The 14,133-nt window shown below is 62.8% G+C and carries 15 protein-coding genes; 2 read left to right on the forward strand and 13 right to left on the reverse strand.

What is annotated here, in order from left to right; translation table 11 throughout:
• Positions 1–2: 2 nt before the first annotated feature.
• The 12 genes from P775_RS13155 to P775_RS13210 all read right to left on the reverse strand — a co-directional run bounded on the left by P775_RS13155 (position 3) and on the right by P775_RS13210 (position 11,353).
• The gene (locus P775_RS13155; RefSeq protein ID WP_099911411.1) at positions 3–1,157 is read right to left on the reverse strand and encodes a TerD family protein; all 1,155 of its coding nucleotides are present in this window, start codon (positions 1,155–1,157) and stop codon (positions 3–5) included.
• Between the two features lie 102 nt (positions 1,158–1,259).
• On the reverse strand, positions 1,260–1,838 hold the full coding sequence (locus tag P775_RS13160; protein ID WP_099911412.1) for a TerD family protein: 579 nt from the start codon (positions 1,836–1,838) through the stop codon (positions 1,260–1,262).
• A gap of 191 nt (positions 1,839–2,029) precedes the next feature.
• Positions 2,030–2,980 carry a calcium/sodium antiporter gene (locus P775_RS13165; protein WP_099911413.1) on the reverse strand — a complete coding sequence of 317 codons (951 nt, stop codon included), beginning with the start codon at positions 2,978–2,980 and terminating at the stop codon, positions 2,030–2,032.
• 71 nt (positions 2,981–3,051) lie between these two features.
• Positions 3,052–3,501, reverse strand: a complete 450-nt coding sequence (locus P775_RS13170; RefSeq protein ID WP_099911414.1) for a tellurite resistance TerB family protein — start codon at positions 3,499–3,501, stop codon at positions 3,052–3,054.
• Between the two features lie 10 nt (positions 3,502–3,511).
• On the reverse strand, positions 3,512–4,102 hold the full coding sequence (locus tag P775_RS13175) for a TerD family protein (RefSeq protein WP_099911415.1): 591 nt from the start codon (positions 4,100–4,102) through the stop codon (positions 3,512–3,514).
• Between the two features lie 207 nt (positions 4,103–4,309).
• Positions 4,310–5,221, reverse strand: coding sequence for an HpcH/HpaI aldolase/citrate lyase family protein (locus P775_RS13180; RefSeq protein ID WP_099911416.1), 912 nt, complete (start codon positions 5,219–5,221; stop codon positions 4,310–4,312).
• The gene (locus P775_RS13185) at positions 5,221–6,321 is read right to left on the reverse strand and encodes a cysteine protease StiP domain-containing protein (RefSeq protein ID WP_099911417.1); all 1,101 of its coding nucleotides are present in this window, start codon (positions 6,319–6,321) and stop codon (positions 5,221–5,223) included. Before P775_RS13185 ends, P775_RS13180 begins: the two co-directional genes overlap by 1 nt.
• Positions 6,321–7,058: an HAD family hydrolase gene (locus P775_RS13190; RefSeq protein WP_099911418.1), complete on the reverse strand. Its 738-nt coding sequence runs from the start codon at positions 7,056–7,058 to the stop codon at positions 6,321–6,323. Before P775_RS13190 ends, P775_RS13185 begins: the two co-directional genes overlap by 1 nt.
• Positions 7,055–8,281: a phosphoribosyltransferase domain-containing protein gene (locus tag P775_RS13195; RefSeq protein WP_099911419.1), complete on the reverse strand. Its 1,227-nt coding sequence runs from the start codon at positions 8,279–8,281 to the stop codon at positions 7,055–7,057. The genes P775_RS13190 and P775_RS13195 overlap by 4 nt, the downstream gene beginning before the upstream one ends.
• A 6-nt stretch (positions 8,282–8,287) precedes the next feature.
• On the reverse strand, positions 8,288–8,935 hold the full coding sequence (locus P775_RS13200) for a DUF1523 family protein (RefSeq protein ID WP_180287435.1): 648 nt from the start codon (positions 8,933–8,935) through the stop codon (positions 8,288–8,290).
• A gap of 260 nt (positions 8,936–9,195) precedes the next feature.
• On the reverse strand, positions 9,196–10,101 hold the full coding sequence (locus P775_RS13205) for a homocysteine S-methyltransferase family protein (RefSeq protein WP_218967690.1): 906 nt from the start codon (positions 10,099–10,101) through the stop codon (positions 9,196–9,198).
• A gap of 43 nt (positions 10,102–10,144) precedes the next feature.
• Positions 10,145–11,353 (reverse strand): M20 metallopeptidase family protein, encoded by a 1,209-nt coding sequence (locus P775_RS13210; RefSeq protein WP_099911422.1) that lies wholly within the window; start codon positions 11,351–11,353, stop codon positions 10,145–10,147.
• Between the two features lie 106 nt (positions 11,354–11,459).
• Here P775_RS13210 and P775_RS13215 point away from each other — a divergent pair, with 106 nt between their 5' ends.
• Together P775_RS13215 and P775_RS13220 are read left to right on the forward strand one after the other, a co-directional pair.
• Complete coding sequence (locus P775_RS13215) at positions 11,460–12,416, forward strand: NAD(P)-dependent oxidoreductase (protein ID WP_099911423.1); 957 nt, start codon at positions 11,460–11,462, stop codon at positions 12,414–12,416.
• A 29-nt stretch (positions 12,417–12,445) separates the two neighbouring features.
• The gene (locus P775_RS13220) at positions 12,446–13,207 is read left to right on the forward strand and encodes a class II aldolase/adducin family protein (protein WP_099911424.1); all 762 of its coding nucleotides are present in this window, start codon (positions 12,446–12,448) and stop codon (positions 13,205–13,207) included.
• A gap of 83 nt (positions 13,208–13,290) precedes the next feature.
• On the opposite strand, the gene P775_RS13225 is transcribed toward P775_RS13220, so the two are convergent.
• Complete coding sequence (locus P775_RS13225; RefSeq protein WP_099911425.1) at positions 13,291–14,121, reverse strand: ABC transporter permease; 831 nt, start codon at positions 14,119–14,121, stop codon at positions 13,291–13,293.
• Positions 14,122–14,133: the final 12 nt, after the last annotated feature.

Below are 14,133 nucleotides of genomic sequence, written 5' to 3' on the forward strand. Positions count from 1 at the left end.
CGTTACTTTGTGCCGGCGCGCCAGCGCATGCCCCAGCCATAGGCGTTGTCCATCGCCTCGTGCCCTGCGAAAAAGCGCACCTCGCGGTTGACGCGGATCTGGTTGTCCTTGTTTTCCAGCAGGGCGACGGCGCACATGCCGTTGCGGCTGTCGAGGCTTTGTACGTTCATGCGCACCTCGACCTCGGGCTGGCCGGGGACCATCAGGCGGATGACACCATCGGTTTCCTGCCAGTTGGCAACACCTTCGTAGATGAAGGCAAAGATCAGCACGCGGCGGAAGTTCGACCAGGCGTCGCCGTTGATTTCCAGCCATTCGCCGTCGGTTGAGGTGCCGGTGCGGTCATCGGCCAGCAGTTTGGTGAAGGGCAAGGCGTCGAGATCCCCAAAGCTGTTGCCAAGCGCCTGAACGACGCCGAATTCGCCGGTGCGAAATTCAACAAAGGCGCCAAGGTCGAGGTCGATGCCGCGCTTGCCCATGCCGAAGAAGCCGCCAGCGGTCTTTTTCTGGTTCCAGTTGAGATTGACGCGGATGCGGCCAAATTTGCCGTCCTGTTTCTTGAGCGAGATCGTGCTGTCGTTCTTGGTCAGGGAGACCTTTGAGAGATCAATTTTGGGGGATGGAGCTGCCGGTTTCGGCGCGGCGGCGGGCGGGGCTGCGGGTGCGGGTTCTGCGACTTCGACACCGAAATGTTCGGCCAGCGCCTGCAGGCCGCCGTTGAAGCCTTGGCCCACATTGCGGATCTTCCAATGGCCGTTGCGTTTGTAAACCTCGCACAGGATCAGCGCGGATTCCGTGCGGCCCGTGGTGTCGATCTGCATGTCGATCCCGCCGGATATCGCAAGTTTCAGCCCGGCGACCGAACTGAAGGCGCCGCTGTCGAGGGTGGCGTTCACCACGATCTTTTCGACATCGGCCCCGATCTTGCCAAGCGCGAAGGCAAAGCTGTGGGTGTTGCCGCTGACGTTCTGCGACACCGCGCCGCCGCCGATGACGGGCTGGTTGAAAAAGCACATATCGCCGTCCCCGCGCACCTTGCCATCTGCGTAAAGCTGCAGGGCGGTGACATCGATGGCGCCCCCCTGCGGGAGATGCACGTCAAGCGTGAAATCCGGCGATGCAAGCGGGGCGTTTGCGCCCATGGCAAGTGTGGTCATGATCCGTCTCCCGGGGGGGTGGCGCGGGGCCTGCAGAGTGCAGCCCCCGGTCATTGGCACAAGGCGCGCGGAGGGACGTCCCCCGCGCGCGAACTAAAAAGCTCAGCCCAGATTCACGCCATGCGAGGAGGCGAGCGGCCCGAGGCCCCCTTCGAATCCGGCACCGATGGCCTTGAATTTCCACTCTGCGTTGTGGCGGTAGACTTCACCAAAGATCATCGCGGTTTCGACCGAATAATCCTCTGTCAGGTCATAGCGGGCGAGTTCTTTTTCGCCGTCCTGATTGATGACACGCATGAAGGCATTCGCCACCTGACCGAAGTTCTGCTTGCGCGTAGCACCTTCGTGAATGGTCACGGCAAAAACCAGTTTCTTGACCTCTGCGGGCACGGCGCTGAGGTCAACCTTGACCTGTTCGTCATCGCCTTCACCTTCACCGCTGCGGTTGTCGCCGGTGTGTTCGATCGATCCATCCGGGCTTTTGGCGTTGTTGTAGAAGACGAAATGCTTGTCCGTCAGGACCTTGCCATCTTCGCCGCACACAAAGACCGAGGCATCAAGATCGAATTCAGCACCGTCGGTGACACGCGGGTCCCAGCCGAGGCCAATGGTGACCTTGGTCAGGCCGGGGGCCTCTTTGCTGAGGGAGACATTGCCGCCTTTTTGAAGTGAAACAGCCATTTTGATTTCCTTTCATGACACTGTTGGCAGAACCCGGCGCGGCTGCGCCGGTTTCCTTGGTGTGGTTGGTGTGCAGCGATCAGCCGCTGTTCAGCCAGATATGACTGCCCATCGCGGTGCGATCCCCACAGGTGTTGCCGATGACAGCGGCGTCATTCTTTGCCGCATGCCCTTGCTTTGAACCGGCAGTTTCACAACAGGTACTGCGCCCCGGTGAAGACCAGATAGCCCAAGGCCATCAGCGCGCCGGCGACGCGCCCGATCTTGCCTGCAAACAGCAGGAAGACAGCAAAGATGAGCGTCACGACCACGACAATCGGCATGTCGAACTGCGCAAAACGGCTGTCGATGATCAGCGGCTTTGCAATCGCGGAAAAGGCCATGACGGAGAGGATGTTGAAGATGTTCGACCCGACGATGCCGCCGATGATCATGTCGGACTGACCCTTGCGCGCCGCAGCCACACAAGCCGTCAGTTCCGGCAAGGAGGTTCCGAAGGCGATCATCGTCATGCCGATCACGGCCTCAGGCACGCCAAGGGCGACACCACCGGCAACGGCCCCCTGGACGAGGATTTCCGAGCCGACCAGCAGCGTCAGAATGCCCACCATCAGCATGACGCCAGGCATGGAGGCGCCTGACTCGTGCTCTTCTTCCTCGTCCACATCGAGTTTGGAGGCTTTGTACTGGTAGAGCACATAAAGGATGATCGCCGCGACCATGGCAAAGCCACCCCAGCGCGGCACGAGGCCATAAAGGCTGGCCACGACCAGTACGGCCGTGGCGCCGATCATGACGAGGGTGTCCACACGCACCTCTGCGCGGTTGAATACCACAGGCGCGATCATCGCCGAAATGCCGATCACCATCAAGATATTGGCAATGTTCGAGCCGAGGACATTGCCGACAGAGATGCCGGGATAGCCGGAGATGTTGGCATTGACCGATGTGAACAGCTCTGGCGCGGAGGTGCCGAAGGCCACGATGGTCGCTGCGATGAAGAGTTTGGACAGGCCGGACCGTTCGGCAATCACCACGGCATTGTCCACGGTCCAGTCACCGCCTTTTATCAGCAGGTACACCCCAAAGGCGATTGCGCCCATGGCAATGACGGCCAGCTGGTAGGAATCAAGTTCGTGCATCAGTATTTCCCGTCTGGACAAGCGGGCGGGTCCAGAGACCCGCCCAGGCACTCGGCAAGGCTATCGAAAGTCTAGAGGTCAAAATCGGCCGGGTTCAGTCCGAGTTCGCGCGCGATTTCGGATACCATCGCCTTTTCCTGCGCGTCGAAGTCTCCGTCGGCGGCGCCGATGGCACAGACGACCCGCACCAGCAGGCGCGACTGTTCTTCGTTGCCTTTAATCTTGCCGATCACCTTCAGCGCAGAAGCTTTGCCGATGCCGTGATCAAATTCGAAATCGGCAGCAGCCTTCTGGAAGACCTCGATGACCTGACGCATCTCGAAATGCTTCAGCTCGTCCGCGCGTTCGAGAAAGCCCGCCATCTTCTGCTTTTCGGAGGCGTCGATGGTGCCATCAGCCGCAGCGACCAGAGCGCAGCCGTTTACAACCGCTTCCATGAAGGCGCGATTCTTGAATTTCGACGCTTCGGCCGTCAGTCTCGAGCGGGCCTGTTCGGCGTTCTGTTTCAACCAGTTGAGCATAGTGTTCTCCTTAGATTTCTGCCACGGCGGCGCCGACGAGTTCCTCTGCGGTGCGTCCGTTGGTCGGGGTTCCATGCGCTGTCAGCTGCCATCCCGAGGATGTCTTTTCCATCGAGGCCATGACCACACCGGTGTGACGCCCCTTTTCGGTCAGCGTGTAGCGACAGATTTCGGTATTCTTGCTGTCATCGACGAGACGGGCAAAGGCATTGTCGACCTCGTCAAAGGTCTGGCCGCGGAAGCTGTTGACGGTGAAGACGAGGTATTTTGCCCGGGTGTCCAGCGCGGTGAGATCAACCGCGATGGTTTCGTCATCCCCGTCGCCTTCGCCGGTCAGATTGTCGCCGCTGTGCCGGATGGAGCCGTCGTTCGACTTTAGCTGTTTGAACCAGACAAGATCGATTGCCTGCTTGGCATCGTCAAAGACGATGACAGAGGCGTCGAGATCAATGTCCGCCGCCGCGCCGCCGCCCAGAAGGCTGCCGAGAAAACCCTTTTTCTTGGGTTGCGCCGGATCCCAGCCGCAGCCCATGAGGACTTTGGTAAGGCCAGAATTTTTCTCGAGGGATACGGTTTGTCCCTTGGCAAGCGAAATGCTCATTCGTTTCTCCAGATTGCACAGTGTTTACGCTTGTCAGGTATTCAGAAAGCCCGCTGATACAAGGTCAAGGAGGGCGAAAAGCGGGGATTTTGGCCATTTATGGGCTGAAAACCGCGTCTTTTGACGAATATGGCGCCCAAGATGCGCATCACACCGGACATGGGGTTTGCCACGGGCGGCAATCAGGCGCGAGCGTGCGGATGCGGATCACGCGGAGGCTGCATAGGGAACAGTTTCGTGGGCCCCGAAGACGTCACGGCGGGCAAGAATCCGCTGCGCCCAGGCGCGGTGGGTGGAGGGTTCGCACATCACGCCGCCGATCTGGAAGACGGCGCTGGCGTGGTCGTCTAGGATTGCGCGGGCCTGCATAACCTCGGTATCCGAGACCCGGAAGGCTTGCATGATATGGCCGACCTGCGCGGGGTGAATTGCGGTTTTCGACACGAAGCCTGCGGCGACATCCTGTGTCACCTCGCGCTTCAAGGTGTCGATGTCGGTGATGATGTCGAACACCGGCGCGGCGACCGGATAGCCCGCAGAGATCAGCATGGAAGAGGCCATGGAGAGAACCCAGGCCAAAGGACCTTCCCATGCGGTGATGCCGGCCTGTCGGCGCACGGCCATCGCCGCCAAAAGATCGTTGCCGCCCAGACGGATCGCGGCGATGCGGCGCTTGTCGTGTTCGTCCAGCACCTCTTTCAGCGCGGTGATGCGGCCGGGGTCGAAAAACTGCGCGCTTTCGACCGTGGGCATGATGCGCAGATCCGTCGCCTTTGCCAGGTTCATCCAGGCACTGGCGGTTTCGGGCAGGATCTTGGGGGCGACAAAACCTTCGATCTTTTCGATGCCGTCGAATTCGCCAAGCTGCAATCCCATCTCCAGGTTGCGCGGGCGGACGAACACCCGGGTTTTCGCGGTGACGGGGCCATTTTTCAGCAGCGCTTTCAGTGTTGCGATGCCGCGCGCCACGTCATCTTCTGCCAAAGCATCCTCAAGACACAGAACAACCGAGGGTGAGGGAAAATCAACCTCTCCGCGCAGGAGCGCGGGGACACGGTGGTGCGTGATGGGCATGTAGAGCGTGGCGCCCAGACCATATGACGAGAAATCCCACTGCATCAGGCGCGGTTTTCGATCAGGGTGATTGCGCGGTAAGGTCCGGTAAGGTCGGCGTCCACAACCATGTCAACGCCGTCCGTGTTGCAGAGATGGATCAGCGCGCCAAGATCGCCGTCGTCGCGGGAGCGCAGGAAAACCTTATGCGGACGGCGGCGCAGAACAGCGCGCGTCGCTTCGGCAATGCCGGGTTTGATGCGGTTGAGGTTGGTTACGTCATATTCTGCCGCAATGGCATGCACGCAGGCAAGCGCGCGGCGGCGCAGGGCCTGCAGATCCGCGGACGGGGCAGAGGGCATGGGCGCTGTCCTGTGGCGGGCCATTTCGCGGCTGATCTGGTCGACAAAATCAAGCGAGACGTCGATATCCGCCAGATGATCCACCGGAATTGATCCGTGGAAATCGTCGGGGCCGATCACGTCGCGGTTCAGAATAGACCGGCTGATCAGACCCGAGACATTCGCCCCAAGGATCCCCGACGGGATGAGCCAATCGTCATGTGAGCCGGACATCGTGGCAAAACCGCTGGGGTCGGCCAGCACGACAAGTTCAGCGCTGTCGCGTCCGGTGAGCGCCTGCCAGGATGTCTGCAGTTCGCATGCAATGGCGCCCTTGCCCGTCCAGCCATCGACAAAGACGACGCCGCCGACAGGGCGGCGGTCGAGGATGTAGGCGATCGCGTTCCCATCCAGCCCGCGATCACGAATGATCGACACACCGAAATGGCAGCTGTCGATCCCCAGCGCCAAAAGTTCGCGCTGCAACAGGACGCCGTAAGGCACCCCCGCCCGCACCAGCGAACACAAGGTGATCTGCGGCGCAAGCGATCCCGTGGTCACCCGCTGCGCGATGCGCCGGGCAAGGGCAGAGATTTCGCGCGCGATGCGATCCACACCGTTGCGGCGGGCAGTTTCGAATATGCTCAGATAGCGATCATCGGGGCGGCGTTCCTGCGAGATCATCTCGGAATAATGGGCGGCGCCACTTTGAATGCGGTCTTCCTTTGTCGCGATATCGGTGGGCGCCATCTGCACGGGCTTGAGCAGAAAGGTGACATCGCCCGGATGGTAGGATCCGGCGATCATCTGCGGGTTTGAGACCATCAGAGCGCCCCGGATCCCAGGATTTTGCGGTCGATCTGCGAGTGTCTGGGGATGACCAGCATGTCACAGGTCGCCATGAAGGGCAGATCGCTCAGGCTGTCGCCCATGCCGAACACCGGAGTGGCACTGTCGGTCAGGAGCCGTGCGGACAGGTATTGTACCGCGTGCCGTTTGGAGATGCCCACCGGTGTGAAGGACAGGTTGTTGTCGTTGCGGTGCCGCAACAGCCTGTCGCCTGCGATGGCGGCAAGGGGCGTTTCAATTCCATCAAGTTCCTCGGCCACGCCGTTGGATTTGACGCAGAAATAAAACCCGGTGCCGAATTCCTCGACGATCCAGCAGCGGTAACGGTCGGGTGGGGTGCGTGACTGCACATAGCTGAGCAGATCGTTCAGCACCCCGGCTGCGGCCTCTGCCTGTTGCCGGGTCTGGTCCAGCCAGTGACTGTCAGGCGTGCCGTCGGGCAGCAGGATCACGGCGCCGTTCGTGCAGATCTGATGATCGGTGAACGGGACGCGGCAGCGTTCCAGCGCCTCGGTAGAGCGGGCGGTGACGGGGATGAAACGGGTAGAGCCGAGCAGCCAGTCCATCATCGCCGCCTGCGACGGCGACATGTAGGAATGGCTGCCGTTCAGCGCCTCTGAGGCGAGGTGGGCGGGGTCGGGCGCGGTGGTCATCTTGCGCGCGGTCTGAAAGATCGTGTCGTCCAGATCGCTGAAAAAGATCGGGCGGATCATGCCAGTTGCCCTTCTGCGCTGAGAACCGAGACACGCCCCGCACCGTCGATGACATCGACCCGGCCAAGCCAGCTCACAAGCGCGGGCGGCAGACCGTCGGCACTGGTTTCGGTGAAGAACAGGATGCGGTCCCAGTCGGCGGGCACCACGTTATGCATATACATCCAGAACCCCTGTCCATAATGATCCGGGAAGGTCGCCTTGTGACGGATCGTGTCGCCCTGCAGGATCGGCGAGCGGGTTGTGGTGATGAAGCGGGTGTTGATGCCGCGCGCGCTCAGCGCCTCTGCCGCGAGCATCGGCTGCCAGACATGTTCGCCCGCCCCCACAACCAGAACCCTGTCGCCCTGCGCCGGAAGGTGGCAGCCGGCATCTTCAAGATGCGCCAGAATGTCGGCGCCCGACTGGCGCGGATCGGATGCGGCGATGCCGGTGCGCGGCGCGCCAAAACCCTGCGCGGCGTCGGGTTTCCAGCCGGGACAGATGGCGGCGCAGCTGTCGGGAAAACCGCTCGGCACCCAGCCCGATTTCGCCACCCAGTCCCAGGCGCCCTGTTGCAGCGAAACGGCGTGCACCTCTGCCCCGGCAAAGATCCCCTGCACCGCGGCCGTGGCGCGGCCGTCAGACCAGTCGGTCAGCGTCACCAGCACGACGCGCCCGTAGTCCAGCCCCTGCGCGCGCAACCCTGCGGCAAGTTCGGCAAAGGTCTTGCCGGTGGTCGTTTCATCGTCGACCAGCACCAGCGTGGCCGTGGCCCCGTGCTGCAGAACCCCAGCGCGCGGGGTAAGAATGATGTGATCGACGGCGTGGGAATGGCTTTCCTCGATCGTGAACCAGTCGCTGGCCCCCGAAGCAGAAAATCGCGTGGTGGTCAAATACCCCATGTCGCGGTCAGCATGTGACAGCCTGAGGCAGTCGAACACCCCTGCCCCGATCCCCACAGCCGTCTCTGCAAAGCCCATGACAAAGACTGGGCCGGGCAGCAGATGGGCAGAAACGCCCGCCGCCAGCGCGCGCAGGGCGGCGCGGTGGTCAAGCGGGCAGACCGGGATGTGCCTGCCCAGAACGGTCGAGACGAACAAAAACGCGCGTTTGGGGTTGATGCGTTCGGCGATGCGAAAGAGGTCCTGCCCTGCCACTGGCGTTGTGCGCAGGGTCAGCGCGCCCGCTTTGAGAGGATATGTGCGTGTGGTTGCGGGCATCTCTGCGGGCACAGCCTTCATTCAGGATCAGTCCTTCTTGTCGCTGCCGGAGTTCAGGAAATGATCAATGTCGGAGATGTCTTTGCGCTGTGCCTCGCGGGACTGCCTGGCGGCGGCTTCGGCTTCGCGGGCGGCTTTGGCGTCACGCTCTGCGCGTTCTGCGTCGCGCAGCCGACGGGTTTCGCCGCGTGACTGCGTCGCACGGCGCACGCGACGGACCCCGAAAAAGCCCAGTGCCGCAAGACCCAGCAGGACCAGCGTGTTGAACACCGGGATGTGGCGATAGCCCGGTTCCACCGGCCAGGCCTTGAGCGCGTTCGGAAAGGCAGAGAACCAGGTTATCCGCCAGCCGTAATGACGCAACGCAACAAGCTGCTTGTCGGTGGCCAGCGACTGCACCTGCGCCTGCAGATTGGCGGAATCGAACTTGCCATAGAGGTAATTGTCCTCGTTGCGATAGACGCGGGGCTCTCCATCCGGCGTTTCCATCTGAAGCTGATAGACATCGCGCGTGCGCTGTTGCCCGCTTGCGCTGTCGCTGGCATCGACACGTTTGATTTCGACGCCGACCGCCCGCACAACATCAACCTGCGGCAGCGCATAACTGAGCGCGACCAGCAGGATCAGCAGGGGGATCGCGATCAGGATATTGCGGATTGTCAAAAGTGTTTTCATGTCAGGTCCTCCCATGTCTGCCCCGGTGCTTCTTTTTTCGAGGCGTGTCTTGCCGCCCGTCTTTACCCCGTTGCTCACAACAGAGTGCCTGACGCAGGTAATTGGTGTGGTCCGATTGAACAAGAGCAGGCGATGCAAAACCCTAAAATGGGGCCGTTCCTGCCCCAGCTGGTCGTTCTATTTGCAAGCACCTCTGCACCGCCCGTGACCCGCGCCGTTTTGCGCGCGGGCCCCTGTGCGTAAAGGGCGGGGCGCGCCGCCTAGAGCCGTTCTGACAGGTGGTCGTGCAGGGTGCGGATGTGAGGCGAGTCGATGCCGCAGCAGCCGCCGACAAGGCTTGCGCCCGCCGAAATCCATCGGTCCATCCAGAGAGAATAGCCGTTCGGGTCCAGATCGGCGCGCAGGCGTGAGATCACCTCGTTCGCAGCACCGTCGTCGTCCTGGGATTCAAACGCATTGGCATAAACACCTATGGGCAGGACCTGTCCCGCCCCGGCCATGACCTCATGCGCGGTTTCGATCGCCTGCTGCATGACTTCGGGCATGGAGCAGTTGAACAGCACCGCCCCGGCCCCCAGATCAAGCGCCAGTTTCACCGCGTCGCGCACGGTTTCGCGCGAGCGCAAGAGCGGCTCTGGCATGGCGTCGGTTGCCATGTCATCGCGCAGGGTGAACGAGATCCACAGAGGTTTGTCAGAACCGGCAACGGCCTCGGCGGCGGCGCGGGCCTCGGCCAGACTGCTCATGGTTTCGGCGAGCCAAAGATCCACATGCGGCGCCATCCCGGTGACCAGCACCGAGAGGATGTCGCGTGCGGCAACAGGATCGAAGGTTTGCGGCAGGTAAGAGCCACAGGCCGGCGGCAGGGAGCCGGCGACGCGGGCGCTGGTGCCCATGGCCGCCTCTCTGGCCAGACGGCCCGCGCGGGCGGCAAGCTCTGCGCCGCGTTCGGCAAAAACGTCGGCCCCCAGATGGAAGGGCACAACCGCGTAGCTGTTGGCGGTGATGACCTGCGATCCGGCGGCGATAAAGGCCGCATGGGCGGCGCGCACCTTATCGGGTTCGTTCATCAGCGCGAGCGCCGACCATTCCGGCTGCCGCAGGGTGGCGCCGCAGCGTTCGAGTTCGCGGCTCATGCCGCCGTCAAGAAGGGTGATCTTGTCCATCATGGACTCCGTTTTTCGGGTAAGTTTTTCGTGTATGAAGCGGTCAGCCGGCGTCGCGCGCAAGCAGATCGAAGGCCAGCCGGGCCAGCGCCTTGGCGCTGATGCCAATCACGGCCTCATCCGGCTGATAGTCAGAATTGTGCAGCCGGTCGCGCCGGCCGGGCTGGGCCGATCCGATGTGCAGCTGCAGCGCGGGCAGGCGTTCGGAGAAGTAGGAAAAATCCTCGGCCCCGAAATCGCGGCTGATTTCGACGCTGGGCGGCGTGCCGAAATGAGCGGTCATTGAAGCCTCTGCGCGGCTGACCATCGCGTCATCGTTGATCAGCGCCGGGGCGCCGCGGACATACTCCACCTCTGCGGTCAGACCCATGGCGCTGGCCCCATCGGTGCAGATGCGGCGCAGCGTCTCTTCGGCCATGTCGCGCGCGGCGGCAGAGCGGCAGCGCACGGTGCCTGCAAAGCTGCAGGTGTCGGGGATGATGTTCTGGGTGAAGCCGCCGGCGATCTGGCCGATGGTCAGTACAAGCGGATCCGCCGGATCCATGCGGCGCGATACGACGGTCTGAAGCTGGGTGATGACATGCGCCGCCGTCACAATGGGATCTGTCGCTTCGTGCGGTCTGGCCGCGTGGCCCGAGCGTCCCCGGATCGTCACGGCGAATTCGTCGCTGGAGGCGGTGCTGGCGCCACGGTTCAGCCGCAGCTGGCCAAGGGGCAGTTCGGGCTGGTTGTGAAAGGCGACAGCCATGTCGACGCCATCTGCGGCACCGTCCGCGATCATTGCCACAGCACCGCTGTCCTGCGTTTCCTCGGCCGGCTGAAAGACCAGCCGCACGGTGCCGGACAGGTTTGGAGCCAGCTGGGCCAGCGCCCGCGCCGCCCCAAGAAGTGAGGCGCTGTGCAGATCGTGCCCACAGGCGTGCATCTTGCCCGGGATGGTCGAGGCGAAGGGCAGACCGGTCTGTTCCGCAATCGGCAGGGCGTCCATGTCGGCGCGCAGGATCAGGCAGGGGCCGGGCGTGCCGCCACGAATTTCCGCCACAACGCCGGTGCGTCCGACGCCGGTCTGCACGGAAAGACCGAGGCCGCGCAATTCATCGGCGATCAGGGCGGCGGTGCGGTGGGTGTCAAAGCCGGTTTCGGGATGGGCATGAATGTCGCGGCGCAGCGCGATCAGCTGGGATTCGGCAGCGTCAACGATGCGGTCAATCGCAGGGCCGATATCATTGGTATGGGGTGTGGCAAGCGTCATCCGGGCACCTTTCGCGGGCTGTAACTGGCGGGAGTACTGGCATTTATTATACGATTGTGCAACAATTAGAAACGCCCTGAAACCCACCCTGAACGGGAGATGACACATGCCCGAGACATCCGCGATCCTTGGCGTTTACCTGAGCGAGACGATGGATCTGGACGCCGTCTATGGTGCCGCATTGCGCGCGGGGGGCGACGACGTGATCCTGCGCCATCCGTCCGAGATCGAGGACCCCACAGCGGTCCGCTTTGCGATCTGCTGGCTGCCCGGCGCTGAGGCCTTTGCCCCCTACCCCAACCTGGATCTGGCCATGTCGATTGGTGCCGGTGTCGATGCCCTGCTGGCCCATCCCGGTTTGCGCCCGGACGTGGCGATTGCCCGGGTGCGCGATCCGCATCAGGCGGATCTGATGGCAGGATTTGCCGCCCATGAGGTGCTGCATTACGAACGCGGGTTTGGTCAGATGATGGACAACGCGCGGGAACGCCGCTGGCAGCCCCTGCCCATGCGCGCGCCCGAAGCGGCGCGCGTCGCCGTTCTGGGCCATGGCACGATGGGCCGCGCCGTGGTGCAGGCATTGCGCGCGCTTGGCTTTACGTTGCGAGTGGCCTGCCGGTCCCTGCCAGAGGATCCGGTCGACGGCGTAACCTATCTGAGCGGGGTGGGGTCAATCCTGAACGCCGCAAACGGCGTGGATTATCTGATCAATGTGCTTCCCCTGACCGCTGCCACCGAAAATGTGCTGAATGCCGCGCTGTTTGCCCGGATGAGCCCCGGCGCGCGGCTGATCCAGATCGGCCGGGGCGAACATCTGGTCGAAGCGGATCTGACGGCCGCGCTGGACGCGGGCCGTCTGGCCCATGCGACGCTGGATGTGTTCCGCACCGAACCGCTGCCCGTTGGGCATCCGTTCTGGCAGGACAGCCGCCTGCGGATCACCCCGCATATTGCCAGTGATTCCCTGCCTGAAATCGTGGCAGCGCAGGTGATCGAGAGCACCCGCGCGCTGCGTTGCGGCGCGCCGCTTGCCTTTGGCGTTGACCGCGCGCAGGGCTACTGACACCCATACCCGAACCGACAGGAGTTTCCATGACCCAGAGTGCATCCCAGCCCGACATCTCGGCCGCCGAATGGCAGACCCGCGTGGAACTGGCCGCCTGTTACCGGCTGGCCGCGCAATATCGGATGACCGATCTGATCTACACCCACATCACCGCCCGTGTGCCGGATGCGGCGGGGCATTTCCTGATCAACCCCTATGGCTTCCGCTGGGAAGAAATCACCGCCTCTTCGCTGGTCAAGATCGATGTTGAGGGCAAAAAGGTCTGCAACAGCCCGCACGGGGTGAACCCGGCGGGATTCACCATCCATTCGGCGATCCACAGGGCCAGCCACGCGGCGGCCTGGGTCATGCACACCCATTCACGCGCCGGGGTTGCCGTGTCCTGCATGGAAGAGGGGCTGTTGCCGCTGAACCAGATTTCGCTGCAGTTCTATGACCGGGTGTCCTATCACGATTTCGAAGGCATCGCGACCAACCTTGAGGAACGCGAACGCATCGTGGCGAGCCTGGGGGATAACCCCGCGCTGATCCTGCGCAATCACGGGCTGCTGACCACTGGTGGCACGGCTGCGCAGATGTTCAACAACATGTTCTATCTGGAGCGGTCTTGCGAAATTCAGGTGGCGGCGCTGTCCACCGGCCAGCCGCTGCGCAGGGTGCCCGACGCGCTGGCGCGGCATGTGGCGCAGCAATATGCGGGCAGCATGGGCGAAGAGGATGACATGGCGCTGGAATGGGCGGCACATTTGCGCCTGCTGGACAATGTGCATCCCGGCTACAAGGACTGACCCCGAGGGGGGATGCGAGAGGGGGCGGCTTGCAAGAGCCGCCCACTTTGGGTGTTCGCGCGTTCAGATTTCGCCCACGTCCGTCAGTGCCCCGTCGGCACGCGGTTTTCCAGCCAGCGCAGCGCCAGGATCAACACGGCGGAGAGGCAGATATAGACCGCGACCAGAAACAGCAGGGGTTCGTAGGTCAGAAGCGTCGCCTGCCGGACGCGGGTGATCACGGCATATAGGTCGGTCACCGTAATCGTGGCCACCAGCGGTGTTGATTTGAGCTGGAGTATGATCTCACCCGCGAGGGTGGGCAGGGCACGGTGCACGGCGCGGGGGAACCAGACGCGGTGAAAGACCTTGAAGCGCGACATGCCAAAGGCACGGGCGGCCTCCAGCTCTCCGTTTGGCACGCCGGCAAAGGCGCCGCGCATGACCTCGCCCTGATAGGCGGCGAAAGAAACTGTCAGCGCGATCAGCCCGTATGGCCAGGGCTGGCGCAGATAGGGCCAGAGCCAGGTGCCACGGATTTCCGGAAACTGCGCGAAAAGCGAACCGAGGCCGAAGTAGAACAGCCAGAGCTGCAGCAGCAGCGGCGTGCCCCGGATCACCGTGCAGAAGCTGAGCGCCAGCCAGCGCAGCGGTGCGGGTCCGCTGACCTGAGCCAGCGCCAGCGGCAGGGCCAGCAGAAAGCCCATGACCACGCTGCCCACCAGCATGTAGAGCGTCATCAGCAGCCCCTCGCCCAGCTTGGGCAGATAGGCGGGCAGCCAGCTCCAGTTCATCATCAGGACCATGGCAGATAGGCCAGCCAGCGCGATTGCCAGCATCACAATGCGGTGGGGCAGCAACAGCGCCCTGAACATGGCGCTGAAGTCACCCTTGGCGGCGGGTGGCAGCGGGGTGACGGTGTCGAAATCGGGCATCTTGTCCTTTCT

This window comes from Puniceibacterium antarcticum, from assembly GCF_002760615.1.
In the GTDB taxonomy this organism is placed as follows: domain Bacteria; phylum Pseudomonadota; class Alphaproteobacteria; order Rhodobacterales; family Rhodobacteraceae; genus Puniceibacterium; species Puniceibacterium antarcticum.